General features: G+C 39.4%; 23 protein-coding genes, 2 tRNA genes and 3 pseudogenes. 15 read left to right on the top strand and 13 right to left on the bottom strand.

Going from position 1 to position 20,574, the window contains the following annotated elements; genetic code table 11:
• Positions 1-466 precede the first annotated feature (466 nt).
• Positions 467-838: a hypothetical protein gene (locus DYY67_RS04830; protein WP_166391211.1), complete on the top strand. Its 372-nt coding sequence runs from the start codon at positions 467-469 to the stop codon at positions 836-838.
• A 61-nt stretch (positions 839-899) separates the two neighbouring features.
• On the top strand, positions 900-1,172 hold the full coding sequence (locus tag DYY67_RS04835; RefSeq protein ID WP_166391213.1) for a hypothetical protein: 273 nt from the start codon (positions 900-902) through the stop codon (positions 1,170-1,172).
• Between the two features lie 58 nt (positions 1,173-1,230).
• Here DYY67_RS04835 and argH read toward each other — a convergent pair whose 3' ends face one another.
• Positions 1,231-2,700: an argininosuccinate lyase gene (argH, locus tag DYY67_RS04840; RefSeq protein WP_166391215.1), complete on the bottom strand. Its 1,470-nt coding sequence runs from the start codon at positions 2,698-2,700 to the stop codon at positions 1,231-1,233.
• A gap of 50 nt (positions 2,701-2,750) precedes the next feature.
• On the opposite strand from argH, the pseudogene DYY67_RS04845 reads away from it, so the two are divergent.
• Positions 2,751-3,072 (top strand): annotated as a pseudogene (locus DYY67_RS04845) (metal-sulfur cluster assembly factor).
• A 7-nt stretch (positions 3,073-3,079) separates the two neighbouring features.
• On the opposite strand, the gene DYY67_RS04850 reads toward DYY67_RS04845, so the two are convergent.
• From DYY67_RS04850 to DYY67_RS04865, 4 genes are read right to left on the bottom strand one after another with little or no spacing between them, the layout of a single operon-like run.
• Complete coding sequence (locus DYY67_RS04850; protein ID WP_166391217.1) at positions 3,080-3,862, bottom strand: succinate dehydrogenase/fumarate reductase iron-sulfur subunit; 783 nt, start codon at positions 3,860-3,862, stop codon at positions 3,080-3,082.
• Between the two features lie 2 nt (positions 3,863-3,864).
• Positions 3,865-4,209, bottom strand: a complete 345-nt coding sequence (locus tag DYY67_RS04855) for a succinate dehydrogenase (protein ID WP_166391219.1) — start codon at positions 4,207-4,209, stop codon at positions 3,865-3,867.
• A 1-nt stretch (position 4,210) separates the two neighbouring features.
• Positions 4,211-4,645, bottom strand: coding sequence for a succinate dehydrogenase (locus tag DYY67_RS04860; protein WP_166391221.1), 435 nt, complete (start codon positions 4,643-4,645; stop codon positions 4,211-4,213).
• Entirely contained in the window at positions 4,645-6,357 is a 1,713-nt protein-coding gene (locus DYY67_RS04865; RefSeq protein WP_166391223.1) for a succinate dehydrogenase/fumarate reductase flavoprotein subunit, read from the bottom strand. The genes DYY67_RS04860 and DYY67_RS04865 overlap by 1 nt, the downstream gene beginning before the upstream one ends.
• A 93-nt stretch (positions 6,358-6,450) precedes the next feature.
• On the opposite strand from DYY67_RS04865, the gene DYY67_RS04870 reads away from it, so the two are divergent.
• Entirely contained in the window at positions 6,451-6,960 is a 510-nt protein-coding gene (locus DYY67_RS04870) for a PadR family transcriptional regulator (protein WP_166391269.1), read from the top strand.
• Positions 6,961-6,993: 33 nt separating this feature from the next.
• Positions 6,994-7,857, top strand: coding sequence for an isocitrate lyase/PEP mutase family protein (locus DYY67_RS04875; protein ID WP_166391225.1), 864 nt, complete (start codon positions 6,994-6,996; stop codon positions 7,855-7,857).
• Positions 7,858-7,893: 36 nt separating this feature from the next.
• On the opposite strand, the gene DYY67_RS04880 is transcribed toward DYY67_RS04875, so the two are convergent.
• The gene (locus DYY67_RS04880; RefSeq protein ID WP_166391227.1) at positions 7,894-8,175 is read right to left on the bottom strand and encodes a DNA-binding protein; all 282 of its coding nucleotides are present in this window, start codon (positions 8,173-8,175) and stop codon (positions 7,894-7,896) included.
• Between the two features lie 117 nt (positions 8,176-8,292).
• On the opposite strand from DYY67_RS04880, the gene DYY67_RS04885 reads away from it, so the two are divergent.
• Positions 8,293-8,637, top strand: a complete 345-nt coding sequence (locus tag DYY67_RS04885; RefSeq protein ID WP_166391229.1) for a hypothetical protein — start codon at positions 8,293-8,295, stop codon at positions 8,635-8,637.
• A 12-nt stretch (positions 8,638-8,649) separates the two neighbouring features.
• Here the strand turns inward: DYY67_RS04885 and DYY67_RS04890 are convergent.
• Positions 8,650-8,723, bottom strand: a tRNA-Ala gene (locus DYY67_RS04890).
• Positions 8,724-8,854: 131 nt separating this feature from the next.
• Between DYY67_RS04890 and DYY67_RS04895 the strand changes: the two genes are divergently transcribed.
• From DYY67_RS04895 to DYY67_RS04925, 8 genes and pseudogenes are all read left to right on the top strand, one after another.
• Positions 8,855-9,697, top strand: coding sequence for an FAD-binding oxidoreductase (locus tag DYY67_RS04895; RefSeq protein WP_166391231.1), 843 nt, complete (start codon positions 8,855-8,857; stop codon positions 9,695-9,697).
• Between the two features lie 49 nt (positions 9,698-9,746).
• Positions 9,747-9,820, top strand: a tRNA-Pro gene (locus DYY67_RS04900).
• A gap of 73 nt (positions 9,821-9,893) precedes the next feature.
• Entirely contained in the window at positions 9,894-10,022 is a 129-nt protein-coding gene (locus DYY67_RS11560) for a hypothetical protein (protein ID WP_320415972.1), read from the top strand.
• Positions 10,023-10,068: 46 nt separating this feature from the next.
• Positions 10,069-10,491, top strand: coding sequence for a hypothetical protein (locus tag DYY67_RS04905; RefSeq protein ID WP_320415973.1), 423 nt, complete (start codon positions 10,069-10,071; stop codon positions 10,489-10,491).
• 35 nt (positions 10,492-10,526) lie between these two features.
• A pseudogene (locus DYY67_RS04910) lies at positions 10,527-11,444 on the top strand (branched-chain amino acid transaminase).
• Position 11,445: 1 nt separating this feature from the next.
• Positions 11,446-12,381 (top strand): Gfo/Idh/MocA family protein, encoded by a 936-nt coding sequence (locus tag DYY67_RS04915; protein WP_166391233.1) that lies wholly within the window; start codon positions 11,446-11,448, stop codon positions 12,379-12,381.
• Entirely contained in the window at positions 12,378-12,647 is a 270-nt protein-coding gene (locus DYY67_RS04920) for a Trm112 family protein (protein WP_166391235.1), read from the top strand. Before DYY67_RS04915 ends, DYY67_RS04920 begins: the two co-directional genes overlap by 4 nt.
• A 6-nt stretch (positions 12,648-12,653) precedes the next feature.
• Positions 12,654-13,130, top strand: coding sequence for an acyltransferase (locus DYY67_RS04925; RefSeq protein ID WP_166391237.1), 477 nt, complete (start codon positions 12,654-12,656; stop codon positions 13,128-13,130).
• On the opposite strand, the gene DYY67_RS04930 is transcribed toward DYY67_RS04925, so the two are convergent.
• From DYY67_RS04930 to DYY67_RS04950, 6 genes and pseudogenes are all read right to left on the bottom strand, one after another.
• Complete coding sequence (locus DYY67_RS04930) at positions 13,127-13,360, bottom strand: hypothetical protein (RefSeq protein ID WP_166391239.1); 234 nt, start codon at positions 13,358-13,360, stop codon at positions 13,127-13,129. The two genes, DYY67_RS04925 and DYY67_RS04930, sit on opposite strands and share 4 nt — an antisense overlap.
• A pseudogene (locus tag DYY67_RS04935) lies at positions 13,357-14,350 on the bottom strand (MraY family glycosyltransferase). The gene DYY67_RS04930 and the pseudogene DYY67_RS04935 overlap by 4 nt, the downstream one beginning before the upstream one ends.
• Positions 14,350-15,234, bottom strand: coding sequence for a helix-hairpin-helix domain-containing protein (locus DYY67_RS10790; RefSeq protein WP_255492818.1), 885 nt, complete (start codon positions 15,232-15,234; stop codon positions 14,350-14,352). The pseudogene DYY67_RS04935 and the gene DYY67_RS10790 overlap by 1 nt, the downstream one beginning before the upstream one ends.
• A 475-nt stretch (positions 15,235-15,709) precedes the next feature.
• A complete protein-coding gene (locus tag DYY67_RS10795) occupies positions 15,710-16,480 on the bottom strand; it encodes a DEAD/DEAH box helicase (RefSeq protein ID WP_255492819.1) in 771 nt (256 codons plus the stop codon).
• Positions 16,477-18,558 carry a minichromosome maintenance protein MCM gene (locus tag DYY67_RS04945; RefSeq protein ID WP_166391241.1) on the bottom strand — a complete coding sequence of 694 codons (2,082 nt, stop codon included), beginning with the start codon at positions 18,556-18,558 and terminating at the stop codon, positions 16,477-16,479. The genes DYY67_RS10795 and DYY67_RS04945 overlap by 4 nt, the downstream gene beginning before the upstream one ends.
• Complete coding sequence (locus DYY67_RS04950) at positions 18,555-19,070, bottom strand: DNA replication complex GINS family protein (protein WP_255492820.1); 516 nt, start codon at positions 19,068-19,070, stop codon at positions 18,555-18,557. Before DYY67_RS04950 ends, DYY67_RS04945 begins: the two co-directional genes overlap by 4 nt.
• A gap of 293 nt (positions 19,071-19,363) precedes the next feature.
• Between DYY67_RS04950 and DYY67_RS04955 the strand changes: the two genes are divergently transcribed.
• On the top strand, positions 19,364-20,317 hold the full coding sequence (locus DYY67_RS04955) for a replication factor C small subunit (protein WP_166391243.1): 954 nt from the start codon (positions 19,364-19,366) through the stop codon (positions 20,315-20,317).
• The last annotated feature ends 257 nt before the right edge of the window (positions 20,318-20,574 follow it).

The following is a 20,574-nucleotide window of genomic DNA, read 5'->3' on the forward strand; positions in this document are numbered from 1 at the left end:
AATTTGCAAAAAATTTTAGTTAATTTCAGCTTTATCTATTTTTTAGATATTGTGTAATTGTAAGCCATTTCAGTTTAGTTGATGATATGAAATGCGTGACTTTGTTCACCAAAGATTCTTCCATTGTGATTACAGTATAACCACCTGTTAATATTCTCCATAATGATCTGGTTGATGCTTCATCAGATTCTGTACTTTCGTTTAACAATCGTCCATCAATGCAATAATACTACAAAATTTAAATAATACTAGTAGTATAATGATCATGTGAGGATTAAGTTGGATCCAACCGTAAAAAGAGAAACGACATCAATCAAGATAGATCCCACAGTATGGAAGGAAGCAAAGAAAGATGCCATAGACAGGAGATGTAGATTTGTCACAATTAGTAGAGATTGCATTAAAGACGTGGTTAGAAGATGAAGATCCAAAAAGAGTAAAAAACGAATTGAGGGAGAAAGAATAGATGCTTTATCCCATAGAATATAGACAGAATCTAAAAACCATAGGAGACATGGTACGCAAATACTCTGATATGCTATATCAGTATGGTGATGAAGAAAACGACATTGATAAGAAAATACAATGGCATTTTCTAAGCATGCTTTGCGAGTCGGTAGGCTATAACTATCAACTTACAGTTAGCCATTTACAAGATCTTAACACCTTATCTAACGCCATAGAAAAATTACCAAAGAGTGCAGAATTTGACGATCTCAAAGAAGCATTACGTAAAACAAGTGAAAGAGTAAAGCAAACGCTAGAGCCCATCAAGGAGGCATATGACAGGGCAAAGGATTTTGAAAAAAGGATGACAGAAAATGGGATCTACACATAATCAGATCATAAATGAAGAGACTTTGTCAAATCTAAAAAATTTGCGCAATGACTGCAAAGGTATGAAGGAGGCATTCCTAAAGGAATCGACCCATCAATCAGATCCGCTAGTAAAAACACTCTACAAGTCTATTGCAGCCTCGTTTGTGAATGCGGAATTGATATCTTCATGGGTCGAATTATCGCTTGTCGCAATTAACAAACTGGGTAAGACCATAGACAAATTACCTAACAATCAAAGATACTGTGCCCAAAGAAAAGAGCAAGGGAATCAAAAAAAGAGAACAAGTGCAGGACTAAAAATCATTCAAAAGAGCAAAAATAGCAAGCATTGATCTTACAGTACATAACAAAATATTTGGCAAACTAACTAAATCCAAAGTCTAGTTTGCGTTAACCTTTGTTTTTTATCAATGACAGTACTTTGCCATTTAACACTTCAATGGCTTCTCTTGTCTCACTAGTCCTTTTGTTGGTGCCTGTAATGTAGGCCTGAACTTTGCGTTTCCTGTCAGCAATCATGCGTTGTTGTTCATGTTTTCCTGCAGAGCCTTGAGATTTTCGGGTTTCAAGTGAAGACTCTGGTGTTGTTGACTGGATTATTTTATGCAATTCCCTTGGTTCTATTTCATTGCCTGAGATCACAGTTTTTACCTCATTGACTGAAAGTGCCGAGAGTGGCTTTTTTGAATTGGAAGCAATTTGAACCATATTGCCAACAATTTTGTGAGCAGTCCTAAAAGGAATTCCTTTCCTTACCAGAGCTTCTGCAATATCAAGAGATATCGAATATCCCCCATCTATTGCTTTACGCAATTTCTTTTCATTTACTTTCATTGTCTTAAGAAGCGAGTTTGCAACCAAGAGTGACGATATTATTATTTTAGATGTTGGCCATATTGAGACCTTGATTTGTTGCAAGTCCCTATTGTATCCAGATGGCAATCCCTTGAGATTTGACAGTACAGACATCTGGTATCCTATGACCTGGGATGTCTTTCCTCGAATCAACTCTAGCACGTCGGGGTTTTTCTTTTGTGGCATCACACTAGAAGTTGAAGTAAACCTATCAGCTAGTTCAATGAAAGAAAATTCTGATGTGGACCAAATGATAAAGTCCTCTGCCATTCGGCTCAGGTTTGTCATCAATATTGCCGCATGTCCAATATATTCAGCAACAAAGTCACGGGAAGTTGTCGCATCGATAGAATTTTCCACCAGGCCTTTGAAGCCAAGCATTTTGGCAGTAAATTGCCTATCAATAGGAATGCTGGTTCCGCCTACAGGACCTGCCCCTAGTGGCGACTCGTTGACACGTCCGTATGCCACATAGAACCTATCAAGATCCCTGAAGAGCGCATCTGCATACGCAAGAAGAAAGTGAGAAAATAGGCCTATCTGGGCTTGCTGCGTATGAGTATACAATGGCATTATGACACGTTGGTTTTTCTCTGCCAGATCAATGAGAGTCTCTATTGTTTGATTCAGGCAAAAACAAACCACGTTGATATCATCACGAATCTTCATTCGAATATCAAGTGCCACTTGATCATTTCGTGATCTTGCAGTATGCATTTTTCCTCCAGCTTCTTTTCCGGCTTTTTTTATAACCAGAGACTCTATGAGCTCGTGAATATCTTCGGCTTCAGATTTTTCTGAGATGTTTTCTTTTTTTATCCTCTCAAGCGCATTTAGAATCTTGATTGTCTCTTTCCTGTTGATGATTTTATTTTCTAAGAGCATCAGTGTGTGAGCTTGGCTTCCCAAAATATCATACTGGGCAATTACAAAGTCGTCAGAAATTGATGAGAGAAATTCTAATGTTACATCGTCTAACTTTCCGTCTAATCTAGATCTGTACATCAATTTAGGAATTAGAATGGTTATATATAGCATAGACGCTTTTTTGATTTATGTCGCAGGCGTCTACAGATTTGAGAAGACAGATCTTCGAAGAATTGACAAAAATAGTTGATCCGGAAATCAATGTCTCAATCATGGAGCTTGAATTGATAGATAACATTCGACATTGCAGGCCCAGAAGTCAAAGTAGATTTGCACCTGACCAGTCCTTTCTGTCCGGCAATATTTGGATTCAAGATTGCCCAAGATGTTCATGACAACTTGTTGAAGATAGATGGAGTAAATGATGTGAAACTAAATGTCTCAAATCATTTCATGGCCGAAGCCATCAACAATCAGGTAAACTCTAGCAAAAATCCTAAAAAGCCTTAGAGAGATTCTATTTTCTAAATCCTAGCATGTATCCTCGGAGTAATTGTATTGCCATTGCAGGATCCACTCCCTTTGGACACACATCACTGCACGAGCCTGCAAAGTGACACCGCCATATTCCATGAGACTGATCAACTATCTTGAGCCTGTCCTTTTTGCCTTGATCTCGGTTATCTGCAGTGTATCGATATGCTTGGGCAAGGCCTTGTGGACCAATAAACGACTTGTCTGTTGCCATAGTTGGGCATGCAGAGTTGCACAAACCGCATTTTATACAGTATGAGAATTGCAGAAACTTTTCAAGATCTTTTGGTGTCTGGACAAACTCCTTGGTGCCAGGCTGTACCTCCGATTCCTCGTTTATGATAAATGGTTTCATCTTCTTATGTGTAGAGAAGAGTTGCTTGAAGTCAACTGCCAAATCTCGAATTATAGGAAAGTTGTTCATTGGCTCTACAGTAATAACATTTGATTCAAGTTCAGAGACCTTTGTATAGCAAGCAAGGCGAGGCTTGCCATTAATTTTCATCCCACATGAGCCACATGATGCCTGTCTGCAAGAATATCTGACAGCAACGGAATGATCAAGGCTTTGTTTTACATACAGAATTGCCTCAAGTACAGTAGTCCATTTTTGGACTGGAATCTTGAACTCTTCAAACTTTGTTTCAGCATGCTCAGACGGGTTAAACCGCGATATTCGAAGTGTTATTGTCTTTGGCTTTGATGGTGCAGGAGCTGGAGTAGTTGGTTCTACTTTTTGCTCCTTTGGAACTTCTACTGTTGCCATTGTTATGAGAGCCCCATTCCTGCCATCAATATAGTTCTTGAACCATAGGCTACCAAAACAATCATTGCAACAATTGAACCATAGTTAATTGCTCTTTCATATGCAACACCTTGTTTTAGCTCCAACAGAATAACTCGCAGTCCATTGAATCCATGTACAGACAACAAGATCAGTATGACTTCAAGCATAAGCGCATATGGTAGAAAGTGATAATTTGCAAGTACATTTTGATATTGTAACGAATCAGAGAACTTTTGTGACAGTCTCATGAGAATGTGCACAGCTACTAGTGCCACTGCTCCAAGCGCAGTTCCATAATGTATCTTCATGATTATGCTTTCTTTCATTTTAATTACCAAATAATACTCCGGCACCATACATCATTGCCAACGCTGCAAGCGCTATTGATACCCAGATGCAAAGTCTCTGCTTTGAGTTCAATGAAGAAGCACGATACGGATATTCAGGCTGTCCGGGCTTTCCTACGCCTTTTCCGCCCTCACTTATCATTAGTCGTATTCCATTTCCCGTATGAAAAACACACATTCCTATTACAAGTACAAGTACCAAGTGACCACCAGGAGTCTCCGTTAGCGATAGCATGTTGTTCCATGCAGCCTTTCCGTTTAGAATTGTGCTTGTTTCGTAAATGTGGCCAATCAAATATGCAAGCAGGCCAAGCCCACTCAGTCTTTGTAGCCAATATGCTACTCTGTGCAATCCATAACGAGTAGGATTTATCATTCCCTTGATGCCTTCACGGTTAGAGAACTGTTCGGCCATCAGTATTTTCTCTCCACTGGCTTGTATTTAGTAATAGTGACAGGATGAGTCTTGATGACTGGCTCTTTTGTGTCATAGTAAACTAGAGTGTGAGCCAAAAAGTTCTTGTCGTCCCTGTCAGGATAATCAGTTCTTGCATGCGCCCCTCGAGATTCTTTTCTCCAAATTGCACCCATTAAAATTACTTCAGATACACGAAACATGGAATCAAGCTCCATCACATTTGTAAAGTTGGTATTGTACTCTTTAGCTTTGTCGTCTACATGTTTCCATGTTTTTTGTCTTAATGCTCTTACTAACTTGAGGCCCTCAACAAGATCAGTTTCATTTCTAAAAACATAAGACTTGTTATTCATTATCTCTGTTAATTCCTGCCTAACCTCGTATGGATTTACACTACCTGTACCCCGAAATATTCCATCATAGATCCTTTTTTCCTCAGTTGCAACCAAATGTAATGGAAATGGCGGAGAAGACTTTTCTTCCAAGATGTATTTAGCTGCAAGCTCGCCTGTGATTTTACCCCACACGAGACATTCGGCAGTAGAGTTTGCACCCAATCTATTTGCACCATGAACACTGTTGCATGCAGCTTCACCTGCAGCCCATATACCTTGAATTTCAGTTGCACCGTCAATGTTACTGTGAATACCACCCATCATGTAATGGCATACCGGCCTGACATCTACTGGTTCATTAGAAGGGTCTATTCCTGAGAATTTCAGCGATATCTCACGTATTGCAGGAAGTTTTCTTATAATCAATTCCTTTCCCAGATGCCTCAAGTCCAGTTTCAGGCAATCCACGCCAGTATCATGTTTGAAGCCTCGCCCTTCGTTAATTTCAGTAATCATTGCGCGTGATACAACATCCCTTGATGCAAGCTCTAGTTTGCTTGGGGCATATTTTTTCATAAAACGCTCGCCCTTGTTGTTAAGAAGATACCCTCCTTCTCCCCTGGCACCTTCAGTTATCAAGATTCCCGAAGGCAGTATGCCAGTAGGATGGAACTGAACAAACTCCATGTCCTTCAATGCCATTCCAGCCCTGTATGCCATGTCAAGACCATCTGGAGTCGAAGCTAGCGCGTAAGTTGAAAAGCTGTATACTCTTCCTGCTCCGCCAGTTGCAATTATCAATGCCTTTGCCTTGAATGTATAGAAAGTGCCATTTGACATCTCGATAGCAGTGAGGCCGCAAAATCTTTGGCCGTCATGGACTATCGATGTAACAAACCATTCGTTATAGAATTCAATGTTATCAAATTTTTGACATGTGTCATACAGAGTTTGCATCTCGTAAAATCCTACTTTGTCTTGAGCATATGTTGCCCTTGGAAAGCTATATCCTCCAAAGTTTCTCTGGCCAATCCTTCCGTCATCTCTTCTTGACCATGGCATTCCCCAATGTTCAAGTTGATAGACCTCAGATGGCATCTCATTGACTAGTCTTTCAATTACATCTTGATCGCCAAGAAAATCGCTTCCCTTTACAGTATCATAAACATGTGACTCTATTGTATCTCCATCTTCAGGATATAGAACAGCTGCAGTACCACCTTCAGCAGAAACAGAATGCGAACGCATGACTTGTAGTTTTGAGATGACGGCAATTTTGATATGTGGAGCAACTTTTGCTGCCTGAATCGCTGCCCTCAGTCCAGCAAGACCAGAACCTACGATCAGAAGATCACTGTCAATACTGTTAACCATGATTCGACATCTTCCTTTTCACACTTCATAAATATGTCTTGTGAAGGACTGGAGCAGAATCATTAATATATATCGCTAGCGATATCACTAGTGATGATTTCGGATTGGTTTCAAAGAGTAGGAAGTTCAATTCCTAGAGGATTTTCAAGATACTTCATCTTAGAGGCACTAAAGAAGAAACCAAGCACTGGAAAGGAGATAATAGATGCGGCAATTGCCCAAAGTGAAGGAAAATGGAAACCCTCTCCCGGACTGATATATCCTCTACTTGGGAGACTGCTAGATGAAGGTCTTGTAGAAGAGACAAAAGACGGCAAATACCAGATAACCAAGAAAGGAAGAATAGTTTCAGATGACCTTGAGTCGCTGGATAAGATAGTCAAGAATCAACTTGATGTTATTTTTAGAATGGGCGATGTTGGCAAATTCATAGCCATGGATCTGATAGAACGAATCAATACAATTGGAACCTCACTTAGTTCAAACATTTCATACATGACCAAGGATGAGACCCAGAAATACAGAAAGTTTCTAGAATCCGAGCTTCGAAAGATGGACTTGGCTGAAAAAAAATCACAGGGCAAGGAAATCAAGATCAATTAAGCAATAAATAATTGTAAAACCGTATAGCGACAGTTGAAAAGTATTAGAAAACTAGTATACGACAAGTCAAAACCTCTTGTTTTTCCTGGCGTTTATGATGCGATTACGGCCAGAATAGCCCAAAAAGCAGGGTTTGAGGCCATGTTTCAAACAGGATACGGAACTTCAGCCGCGTTGCTTGGGATGCCAGATTATGGTTTTATTGGATCCACAGAAACTATTGAAAATGCAAGACGTATTTGCAAATCGGTATCTGTCCCAGTGATAGTTGATGCTGATACAGGTTATGGAAACCCTTTGAGTGTATGGAAACTTGTTAACGAGTTAGAAGCAGTCGGAGCTGCTGGTATTTTCCTAGAAGATCAGAAATGGCCAAAGAGATGCGGGCACATGTCAGGGAAGGAAGTGATTGCCAAAGAAGAGTATAGCGAAAAACTCAGGGCTGCAGTAGATGCTAGAAAAAGCAATGACTTTGTCATAGTAGCAAGGACTGATGCTCGTGCAACTGAAGGCTTGGATGCTGCAATTGAGCGAGGCCTTTTGTACAAGGATATCGGAGCAGATGCAATATTCATAGAGGCTCCTAGATCAGTTGATGAAATGAGAAAGATAGGAAAATCGATAAAAGCACCATTGGTGGCCAACATGATAGAAGGCGGAGCTACACCAGTGCTTTCTTCAAGTGAGATACACAAGATGGGCTTCAATCTCATCCTTTACCCACTCTCCGTATTGTATGCCAATACATTTGCAACTATGCAAATTCTAAAAGAATTAAGGAAAAGTGGAACTACTAAGAAGCTAAAAGATAATCTTGTTAATTTTGATCAGTTCAATGAAATTGTAGAATTGTCTAAATTCAAGAAGATGGAAGACAAGTACGAAACAAAATCATAGAAAATAACAAAAAAGAAAGGTTTCAGTCAAGGTTTCCTAAGAGTTTCTTTTTACTTCTATTTCTATAGTAGAAACGTTCCTAGAGCGTCCATCTTGTGATTGAAGCTGTTCTGATCCAATCTTGATGTTTCCGATTGAGTAACCAGCATTTTCTGTCTTTCGTGCAATTATTTGTGCTACGTCAACTGCACGACCAATGCTTAGTCCTCTTGCCTTGATAGATATCTTTGGTTGATTTGCCAACTGTATGAGCGAAGAAGTAACGTACGCCATCAGTGGCTTCTTGCCGATGTAGATAGTTTCTCTAGATTCGGACATGCGGTCTCTGTCTCTTGGGATAATTTAAATCTAAGAATGCAAGAATTGCTACAATGAAGTTTTTTCTCGCGTTATTTTTTGCTCTTGCAATAATTGGAATTAATTCAGCATATGGATATGGTGAAGTTACCTGCATCTGATTTTAAAATAGTTAATTCTCTTGGGGAACAGATCAATTCTCCAGTAGTGGATCAACAACTTAACTTGCAAACATCATTGAAAAATGTGAGTCAAAAAGAGGTAGACTGGGCATACATTGTTCAGGTAATCGATTCAAGCGGAGCTACATCAGATCTAAATTATGCCACAGGTTCCCTTGTTGCCAATCAAACCCTTACTGCAGCTCTTTCTTGGACACCCCATACAAGCGGAACATACAAAATTGAGGTACTAATCTGGGATAATTTGCGCGACATAGATCCACTTGCACCAGTGTCAACATTTAACATGACTGTAACTTGATTTTTAAAAAAGTGGACCGGGTGGGATTTGAACCCACGATCTCACCCATGCCAAGGGCGTATCCTACTAGGCTAGACGACCGGCCCGATTTTAATCAGAGTAGGAATCTGATTTGCATTAACTTTTTTTGTGAGGTTATTAACGTTTAGCGTGACCCAAAAATTAGCTTGACCAAAATAGCATAAGATATTTAACTATCAAGAATGGAATTCTTCGCGTGGTAGTAGAAAGTAAAGCGATAATTTCCTACATTCAAATTCAAAAAGAAGATTTGGCGGTTTTCCGATTCAAACCAAAAGAAGGAGAAACCCTGCCTCAATACAAGCCAGGCCAATTTTTAACTCTAGGTGCACATGTACAATCAGAGAACAAGGTTATCAGAAGAGCTTATTCAATTGCCTCAAATCCAGAAAACAGAAAATACATCGAGTTATACATAAGATGGGTCAGAAAGCCACTTCCGGGTCGTCTTACAACAGTTTTGTTTAGCGCAAAAGAAGGAGATGAAATTACTTGGATAAAGCCTACCGGGGCCTTTACCATTGAAGAAAAAAAACCAAATGGTGAACCAGATGACAGAAGAATCGTTTGCTTAGGAGGCGGTACTGGTTTGGCACCATTTGTCAGCTATGCACGTCATCTTCACGATACAGGAAGCAAGAGAGAGATAGTTGTTTTGCATGGGGCAAGCTATGTAGATGAGCTTGGCTACAGAGAGGAACTCACCCAACTTGAAGAAGAAAGTCTAGACAGAGGCAAAGACAAGTGGAGCTTTAGATATAGATCAACTATCAGTAGACCTGATGAATGGTTCAACAGAACTTGGAACGGACAAAAAGGAAGAGTAGAGACTTTCTTGCAGTCAAAAAATGAAGAAATGTCACCACTTGAGAAACTAGTCGGAGAGAAAATTACCAAGGATAATACAGTGTTTTTCATTTGTGGTTGGCAGGGAACCATAGACGGATGTCTTGATGTGTTGACTCCGAAAGGATTTGTAACTGAGAGAAGCAAGAGACCTGACAAAAGCTTTGAGATAAAATACGAGTCCTACGGATAAGTCAAATTTCATTTGAAAAGATAATATTCTATCATTCTGGCGAGACTACGGGGACGTAGGTTAGCTTGGCAGACTGCCAGCCTCGGGCGCTGGATGTCGTGGGTTCAAGTCCCATCGTCCCCATTTTCTACAAATTGGGATGTTTTGATCAAATTCGATCAAGGATTGAAATATACCAGACAAATATAGAAAACAATTGACTATAGCAATTTACCTTGCTCATCTGAATCCTGTTACCAAAGCCCACGTTGAAATCATCAACGAGTTAAAAAATGACAACGAGGTAAGGGTTCTTCCAGTAATATTCAAAACTGGATGGCAGTGAAATCAACAGCAAGAGCTTTCCATTTAGCTATGAATTGAGAAAAAAGATGCTCGAATCAGTGTTTGGAGATTCCATATCCATAGTATCAAACTACACATTTTATTCACCATTTTCAAAATACATGCCACCATTGATTTCACCTTATTCGTGGAATATCAAAAAGCAAATTTTGGATGAAATTAAAACAGATTACTTTACCTACACTGGAGACAAGGCAGAAGCCTTTGTACTAAGGCTTTATGGATTGAATCCAAAGGTCGGTCAAAGAAAAGAAACGTCGGCTTCATTTGTAAAACAAAAAATGTTTGAATCTGCAATGGGAAAAGATACAGATTGGGAACAGTATGTGGAACCTGAAATTGTAAAGATCATACATGAAAATTGGGATGTTGTAAAGAAATTCGCAAACGCGCCTGACCAGACGTATAGAGTACTTGGCATGAAATTTCCAAGTACAGGGTTTTGGTAGAAATAAATTAATTATAGGCAGAATTGGTTTTGTGTATGAAAACTTTTGTTCCCAAGTTTGTTTGGTTTGATGGGAAATTTGTAAAGGATGATGAAGCAAGAGTTTCGGTGATGACTCATGCCATCCATTATGGAACTTCTGTCTTTGAAGGATTACGTGGTTATTGGAACTCAAAAAATCTCTATATTTTCAGATTACAGGATCATATCAAAAGATTTAGGAATTCAGGAAAGGTATATTCCATTTCGCTAAGATTTACAGACAAACAAATAGCTGATGCAATAATAGGTCTCTGCAAGAAAAACAACGTAAGAGAATCGTGTTACATACGACCATTTTATTTTGTAGGACAATACGGGATAAATCTTCATGTGACAGAAAAAAGCCCAACTCATGCTGCAGTTGTGATGTTTCCCTTCGGAGATCTATTCAACAAGAACGGGATTAAAGCAGGTATTTCATCATGGAGAAGAATTCACGATATTTCTACGCCTCCCCTTGCAAAGATGGGCGGCAATTATTTGAATTCAATATTGGCAACCCAAGGAGTGTAAGAGAAATGGATATGATGAGGCAATCCTACTGGATCATCTTGGAAATATCAGCGAAGCCCCTGGCGAGAACATATTCATCATAAGAGATGAGAAATTGCTGACGCCATCCTCCAGTTCTTCAGCACTAGAAGGGATTACAAAAGACTCTGTGATTAAAATAGCAAGAGACTTGGTTACGAAACAGTAGAACGTGACATTCCAAGAACAGAGATTTATTTTGCCGATGAGGTATTTTTGACTGGTACAGCAGCTGAGATAACTCCTATTGTTTCAGTCGATGGCAAGAGCGTAGGAAATGGCAAAGCTGGAAAACTAACACAGAAAATACAGAGCACGTATTCAGAAATAGTAATGGGAAGAAACAAAAAGCATTACAGTTGGATAACACCGGTGTATTAAAATGAAAATTGTACAAATTGGTGTTGGAGGCTTTGGCAAGAATCATACAAGAATTCTTTCCCAACTAGGAGTTCTTTCAGCAGTATGTGATGCAGATTCATCAAAAGCCAAGGAATTTGGAACAAAATATTCAGTTAATCATTATTCAAGCGTTGATTCTCTTTTAGGATCAGAACAATTTGATGCCGCCTTTGTTTGCACTCCCACCTCAACTCATTTTGAAATTGCCAAGACGTTACTACAAAAGAAGAAAAATGTATTTGTGGAAAAACCCATGACATACCTCTCACGTGAGGGCGAAGAACTGCTAGAGTTGGCAAAGAAGAACAAGGCAACCCTGACATCAGGATACATTGAGAGATTCAATCCCGCAGTATCTCTTGTAAAGGAATACGTCAAGACAAAAAAATATGGCGAACTAATCATGCTTGAATTTCATCGAGAAAATAGAATGCCTCCACACATCAAAGATGTCGGGATAATTTATGACACTTCAGTTCATGACATAGATACAGCCATGTGGCTTTTTGATGATGTTCCAGAAGTAGTTTTTGCAAGATCCGGCAGGATAAGACATGAACACGAAGACTTTGCCACAATAATGCTAGGATTTAGAGAAAATAAAGTGGCCATCATTTCATCAAACTGGATAACTCCAATCAGAGTTAGAAAATTCAATGCTGTTTGTGGCGATGCGATAATTTCCTCGGATTTTATCACGCAAGAAGTAAAGATAGAAACCAACATAGGTGCTGAGATTCCACGTAAAGATGTAGAAGAGCCGCTTCTTTTGGAAATTAAAAATTTTATCGCCGCATCAGAGGGCAAAGAAAACATAAGGGTAAGGCCAGAAGACGCATTAAATACAACAAAAATAGCTGAGGCAGCACTTTTATCTAGTCAGAAAGGAACTCCAATTTATCTAGATCTCAAATGAACAAGAAAATGATGGAAATTCTCGCATGTCCAATAGACAAACATTTCCCACTGGACATTTTTGAGGTTTTATCAAAAGAAGATGTTATTTCAGAAGGTGCAATATTTTGTTCCAAGTGTTCTCGATTTTATCCCATAATAGATGAGATTCCAATCATGCTACCAGATGAGCTAAGGGACAAAAATCAAGAGATGGAATTCTTGAAAAAGTACAAAGACAAACTACCTGAAAAGATTGTCAGCAAGGGCACTCCTTGGCATTTGTGATGAAAAATGGTTACAAATTTTGTGTCAGAGAAAGCAAAATTGGGCAAGAATGTGAAAATATGGCATTTTGCATATGTTGGTGACAACGCAGAGATTGGAGATAACGTAAAGATTGGCTCTCTTGCTCATGTGGATTATAATGTAAAGATTGGGGACAATACCATGATAGAAGGCATGGTATACATTCCTCCTCTTTCCAGAATAGGAAAAAATGTATTCATAGGACCTGCTGCTGCTCTGACAAACGACCCATATCCAGCAAGCAAGAAAATGATTGGAGTCACCATAGAAGACGGTGCAGTGATAGGCTCAAGGGCGGTCATCAAGGCTGGTGTAACAATTGGAAAAAATAGCGTGGTGGCAATGGGAGCAGTAGTTATCAAAGACGTGCCTGCAAATACTGTAGTTGTCGGAGTTCCGGCCAAAATCAAGTATTCTCGTGAAGAATACGACAAAAAGAAGAAAGGCTGGGAAGATAGCTAACTTCTAATTTGCTTGTGAAATATCCAGTTCTTTATCTTTGACATGATGAATATCCAGAGTACTACAAGAAAGACAGCAATCACTGCCTTTATGCCTGAATCTAAAAATTCATCGCTATACTTTCCAAAACCGTGTATTGTTATTGGTGCAATTGTTATCACAAGTAACCCCCCTCCTGCCAAAATCATCACCCACATTATGAAGATGTAGTAAAAGATCTGTCCTTTCATATCTTGATACCTGTCATAAATGCCGTAATAATTGCAAGTGCAGCAGAAAATAGTGCCAACTTGAAAATTGCAAATCCCACTTCTTTTTCTGTCATAGGTCCATTGGCTACAATCAAACGTACCAATGTCACTGGAGCATCTTTATGTTCAGTAGCTTTCAATTTGAAATCTTCTGTGTGTTCAACAGGACTTGATTTTAGTTGTCGGTGTTCAACTATTCTTTTTACGCTTGACAGAAATAGAAATGAGTTTATCACTGCTGGCAACAAAGCAACTGCGGCAATTATTTCCACATGACCCACTATGGCAATTGCCCCATACATTGCACCTAAGGTGAGTGCTCCAGGAATCTCCAGGAAATATTTTGCTGGGAAATTTGTGATATTTGTAAAAAGCCAGAGATACAAAACCTAAAGGCAAACTTGCAATAGCTATGTCATAATGATGAACAATAAACAGACATATTGTTAGTGCAAAACTTGCAATTGTCATAAATCCGCTTGCAACACCATTTAGTACATCAATGGAATTTACCGTATTTCCAGTAATTGGAATCATGATGATTATCAAGGCCAGATACAATTCAGGAATGTTCACAGAACCAAATAGTGGAAAGTCCAAATGCGAGCCATGCGCCCCTAACAAAATGATTGGAATTGCAGTAGCAGCAAGAGCAAGAGGCTTGAACCACCCACCCAATACCTTCCTGTCATCTGCCAGACCTACAAAAAATGCTAGGAGAGTAGTGAGAATTATTGCCAGCACTTCTATTGAAGAAAAGAATGCATAAAGGGCAATTTCTGATGCCAAGATTCCTGCAAGAATGGACGGACCTCCAGGCCTTGCCACCATTGCACCCCCAATCCTATTGTAATCTTTGACTACAAGTTTTCTTTTTTCAAGAGTTTTGATAAGGGTTGGAGTAATGGCGTAAACTGTGATAAATGCTATTGCTGAGATTACTATGGCCGCTATTGTCCTGTCAAGCATCATCTTATCTTTTTGAGTTGTGTCTTTATGTTTTCTGCAATTCCAGACCCAATCTTATCAATTTTGGCAAGTTTTTCAACAGGAACGGACTCTAATTCATCCAAGTTCTTGATTCCATTCTTGTATAGGATTCTTGCACGTACTCTTCCAATGCCCCGTACCCTAACAAGATCAACTAATTCCTCTTTTATTCCATATACCACTCTGGTTCGTAAGGCAGCCAGTTCATCCATCACGTTATCTAGTTTCTCAAGCTTTGCAAGCTCGTAAAATGCATGAATTAGCCAGTCTGCCGTTTCAGACATCCTATGCATGTCTCCTGATTCCATGCCCAGATTATCAGAAAGAGAAATCTCGCTTGATTCAGTAATCCAGGCATGCATTGCAAGCAGGCTTCGATTGCAATCATATTCTGAAATGCTTTCAATCAACTGGTCAGAATAGTTTTCAAGAAGCGTACCGATTAGCTCATGATCCTTGCTCCTTAACGAAAATTTGGGGAAGAAATCTTCACAACTTGTAATAATATGTAATATACCAAGAGTATGTTTTCTGCCTTTTGTAATTTGCCGAAGTGTTTTTCGAAAGTAGACAGCCGTGAGTGGATCAATGTACAGAGTTGAAGTCTTTTTTCCAAATTCTGTTGCGATGAATCTTCCTCCTTTTTGCTTCAAGAGTTCTTCTAGTTCAAGATAGCGCATTGCTATCTGAATCTTGAATTTTATAGTTGATTTTCTTTCCTGAGATCCCGAAAGTGTTTTTGAAAAAAAATCTACAATTTCTTCATTTTTTATTCCAGGAGTAGTTGAGACCAGACTCAGTATGTGAATTCGCAGTGCCTTGTCATCGGTTAGCTTTGAAGAAATATCTCTCAGGTGTACCATTAATGTAATAATCAAAAAGATCATCGGCTGTTAGAACTTCCGACAATAATTGATTCCCCATATTCATCATATTGAGGCCTCCCAGCTCTGCCACAAAGCTGTTTGTATTCAAGAACACTGATAGGTTTGTTGACTCCATATTTTACGTCGTATCTATTGATACTTGAAATTCACCACTCTTCTTGCCGGAAGATTCACTCCGGCAGCAGCGTTGGTGTAGAAGCGAGGATCTTTATCCTCTATTCCTGAATTCTGATTCTATAACATCTCTGCAATTCTGGTTCAGCCCTGCATGGTGAAATGCGACACCCTTTTTCACTAGCATGGCTAGATTTCTAATGAGTTCAGTATGCTCATTGTCTTCAAGAAGTCTTTGCGAGATTTTTTCTAGAGTTTTTCGCTCTCTTCTTCGGTGATATGCTTTGAGACTGCATCAGATGCCTTTGTTGCAAGAGCTACAGAGCGTGCTCTAGTCTCAGCAAACAGAATTGCCTGACCTCCATTTTTGAGAGAATCCAAGGCCTAGGTCAACTGGTGCCCCCCTAACGCTTGTTTCAACTTGAAAGTTTTTCTTGTTGTGCATTGTCACCATGCCCTGATCGTAGACTCCTTCCCAGAGGGGAACCGGCCTCCAGTCGCTTTCCACAAGTTTGCAGCCAAGCCATTTTGATATCTCATCAGCATTAGTCACGGTTGCACTAAGTGCTAGTATCTGTGGTTTTTTCTGAAGCGACATTAGTTTTGTGAGCACAATGTCAAGTGTTGGTCCCCTATCCTCATCCCCTAGCAAGTGGACCTCGTCTGCAATAACAAGACTGATCTCATTTAACCATTCTGCGCCTTGCCTCATGACAGAGTCCATCTTCTCATTAGTAAGAACAAGAATGTCGCTCAATCCCAGATTTTTATCAGCCTGATCGTAATCACCTGTTGAAATCTGAATCTTAATTTTTCCATCAAGGTCTACAGATTCTAATTTTTTAAATTCAGAAAACTTTTCAGAAGCTAGTGCTTTTAGAGGACTGAGATACACCACCTTGCCTTTTTTCTCAGAAATGTGCTTTATTATGGCAAGCATGGCAATTAGCGTCTTTCCGCTTGCAGTTGGAGCAGAAACAATTATGCTTTTTCCATCCAATAGTCCGGCCTTTACACTCTTTTCTTGCGGCGGATAAAGAGTAACAAATCCACTTTCATAAAGAAATTCAATTGCAGGCTTGGGGATATCTAATTCCGATATTTTCATACCCGGTTATAATGACCGGATTTTGATTCATAAATAGCTGACTCTCGCTGCAATTTCTTGATGTATTTTCTTGCTTCCTCTTCAGTGAATTTGCCTGTCTTGACCAGTTCTTTTACAAAGGTTTTTTCTTCCACGGGTCTCTTCTCATCTCCTTCCAATGATTTCATTACATCCATGAATAGCTGCATCTTTGAGACTTCGCTGTGAGGCCTGCCTTGAAGAACTCCAAGGTCTACCTTTCCAGTGTTTACATCTACTCCTGCGTCTTGAAGCATGCTCTGTATTAGATATATTGCCCTCTCTGCATCTTCACCCTCAACTTGTGTCTTCATCAATAACCTTGCTCTGGCAGTAGCTAATCTTACAAGTCCTTCCAATTGTCTTGGAGTTACTGTAATCATTCCTTCCGATTCCACATTTCTCATTGTCATATAATATTCCAGAATCTTCTCCTCTGCTTCTGGTGTAAGTATAGGATCAAATCTTTTCGCATATGTCAGATACTTTGTAAGAATATCTACGTCAATTAATGATTTGATATCAGTTCCTGAAGTTCGGTGTAGATTCAATATGTGTCGTGCAATTCTTGTATCTCTTTCTTTTGATGGGATATCCCTGACTACAAAGATGAGATCAAAACGTGTTAAAAGTGGGACTGGAAGATTTACATTTTCTGTGATGTTTTTGAAGGGATCATATTTTCCATACATTGGGTTAGCGGCAGCCAAAATCGAGGTTCTTGCATTCAGTGTTGCAACAATTCCACCTTTTGCAATGCTTACCGATTGCTGTTCCATAGTTTCGTGCAATGCACTTCTGTCTTCTGGTTTCATTTTATCAAATTCGTCTATACAAACAAGGCCTTGATCTCCGAGAACAACTGCACCTGCTTCAAGCATCATTATACCAATCTTATCTCGCACTACAGCTGCTGTGAGTCCTGCTGCAGTAGAACCTCTTCCTGATGTATACAGACCTCTCGGGGCAATCCTTGCGCAAAACTTTAGCATCTCACTCTTCGCAGTTCCAGGATCACCTACAAGAAATACATTGATGTCTCCACGAATCTTGGCACCGTCAGCAAGAAGCTTTTGAGTGGAGCCTACAATCAACAACAAGATGGATTCTTTTATAATGTCATGACCATGAACGTGAGGAGCAAACGAAGCTACAAGCCTGTCGTAAATGTCGGCGTTTTTTCCAAGCGATTTGATTATCTTCTCTTCGTCTGGAGAGATTTCTTCCCTTTCCGTGCTTCTTGAGCTCTTGTTTCCCTTACCACCGAGAAACTCGATATTGTTTCCCTGAATTCGCAGTCTGTAGATCCCACTTTTTCCCTTCATAGAAGGGATGTGTTCTTGTTCAATCCTTACAATTCCTGTTAGAATTACACGGTCTCCTGGTCTTGCATTGTCAACCAAGTCTTGAAGCACTGTAACATCAAGATAATGAGGCAACTGTCCTGGAGGCAGGTCTTCTGGCAATTCCTGAAGTCTTACCATTTGAAAATCAATGAATTTGCTTTGCTCAGGATTCAAGTCTAGATCCCGATGGGTACATTTTCCATTATCACATTTTAGAGGCTCTTTGAATTCAAGTCCTTTTTCCTGAATTCTTTTTGTCTGATGTCCATCTGGACAGATGTAAACTAGTTCTTTTGCAAGCGGTTTAATCTCAGAAGATCTTACAACCATTCCAGAAACGCTTATCATTTTTCCTATAACCTCTGCATTTACTTCACGCAGACTTCGCTGTGCCGGATAATTTGAAATCCTAACTCTGATGTCATGTCGAATCTTTTCTGCATATTGTGGGAATCTTTCCTTGAGAATGTCCTTTATTGCCCCATTGAAAGCATGAAGAATTTCATCTGGATCCATATTGAAAACAGACTCAATTTCTTGGTATGATACCAGATCATTGTAATCTGCCACAATGTATTGGATCTTCTTTGCCATCATCTGGTCAATTTCATCAACATACTTGTACGAACCCAATTTATCCTTGAATTGACTTAGAAACTCCCTTACCTGATCCTGAAGCTTGCTTGATGAAATAGATTCAGACTGGACGGTCATTTTTTATCACCTATAACTTGTTTTTTAAATTCCGCACTGTTATCGTGAATATAATCAAACAGGGCTCGCTCTTCAACTGTCAATTTCTTTGCAAGTTCGGCAGCCATTTTGGATGAATCTGCCAATCGAATTATCTTTCCTTGTCTTTTACGAACAAGGGAATTTAGCATGCTTCCCAGCTTGTCATGGTTTTCCTGTGGCAATCTTTGCAGAAACGAATTCATTTTTATGTAAAATTCTGGCTCTAGGGTAGAAAGATCAAAGTCCCCCTGCACATTTTCTTTTACTATAGCTTGTTTCAATGCTACTACCATATCGGTATCCTGTACTTCAGCAAGTTTTTCTGACGATAATACATCAGCCACCCATCTTGGGATGCTCAAAATTTCACCGTGTTTGGCGTCAATTGATACTTCTGGGGCATCTATCTTTAGATCATACCCAAAGCTGACCTTGACATCCTGTAGGCGATATCCTATACTATGCATCTGTATTAGTTCTGAGATGTCCAATTTACTTCATGATTCTCCATTAGACCTCTAAGGGATCGATCGATCAATTCTGTTAACCATTTACTCTGATCATTTGATCTAGTTGTTAGTACGCTGCTTTCCATCATCCTGTCTCGCGGCATTTAGTATAAAGTTCAACTGGTGATCGCTCTAGAAATAATCCATTCTGCCCATCTTAATAGAAGGGTAATTATGGTATACCCAGATTTCTATATCAGATCTATATCATGAACAATTTATTCATGTGATATAATAGACTTAATTTTATTAGTAGGGCAAAGAGGTAGGACCATATGACGGAGTCATTTATGTGGGTTGAAAAATACCGCCCCATCAAACTATCATCCATAATAAACCAAAAAGAGATAGTAGGCAGTCTGAAATCTCTTTTGAAAAATATATCCGAGATGCCACATTTGATGTTCTCTGGATCTGCAGGAGTTGGCAAGACCACCACTGCCATATGTCTTGCAAGAGAAATCTTGGGAGATTCATGGAGAGAGTACACTCTAGAGTTGAATGCTTCAGACGAAAGGGGAATAAACATGGTAAGAGACAGGGTAAAAAAATTTGCCAGATTCTCAGGTCTTGATACCAAGATACCATTCAAGCTTGTCATACTAGACGAAGCAGACGAAATGACCTCAGATGCACAGACTGCCCTTAGGAGAATCATAGAAGACACAGCAGGCCATTGCAGATTCATCATGATTGCAAATAACATATCAAAAATTATAGAACCGCTTCAAAGCAGGTGTGCGGTATTCAAATTTACCAGAATCTCAGAAGAAGAGATAATAGGCCATCTGGAAGAAATTTGTAAAAAAGAAAAGATCAAGTACAACAAGGAAGGTCTCAAATCTCTATATTCATATTCAGAAGGAGATATGCGCCATTCCATCAACATGCTGCAGGCAACCGCAAGTCTTGGAATGATAAATGAAGATAATGTAAAGGCATCTTCTGGGCTTACAAAGATCAGCGATGTAGGAGAGATATTGAAGACTGCATTGGCTGGAAAGTTGACAGATGCAAGAAACAAGATGGTGGAACTAATCAAGATATATGGAATGTCAGAATCTGATTTTCTAAAGTATCTTAACGAAGAATGCTACAAACTAAAGACAGATAATCTTTCAGAGATTCTAGAATCAATTGCCAAATACGATTATCGCCTTGTAATTGGAGCCAATCCCGAGATTCAACTTTCTGCCCTTTTGGCAGAATTGGGAAAAATAGGTAAATAGCGCAGAGAGGGCGTATAAGCGTTTTGATATCCCCCTATGAATAATTTTTGCACCTGTCAAGACATCAATTCTTGAGGGGGAAGCTCTCATTCAACTGAGACCCAATGAATGGATCTCATGAAAAAGTAAAGCACGCCGTGATTTTAAAAGATTTCTAATTGGTTGCAGTAAAAAATTGTTTTGTACATGTACTGATATTTTATCTGAATTTTATCCTGTAAAAGATAACTAGTGATATACTGATCCAGAATTCTTTA

This window comes from Candidatus Nitrosotalea sp. TS (assembly GCF_011319465.1).
GTDB lineage: Archaea > Thermoproteota > Nitrososphaeria > Nitrososphaerales > Nitrosopumilaceae > Nitrosotalea.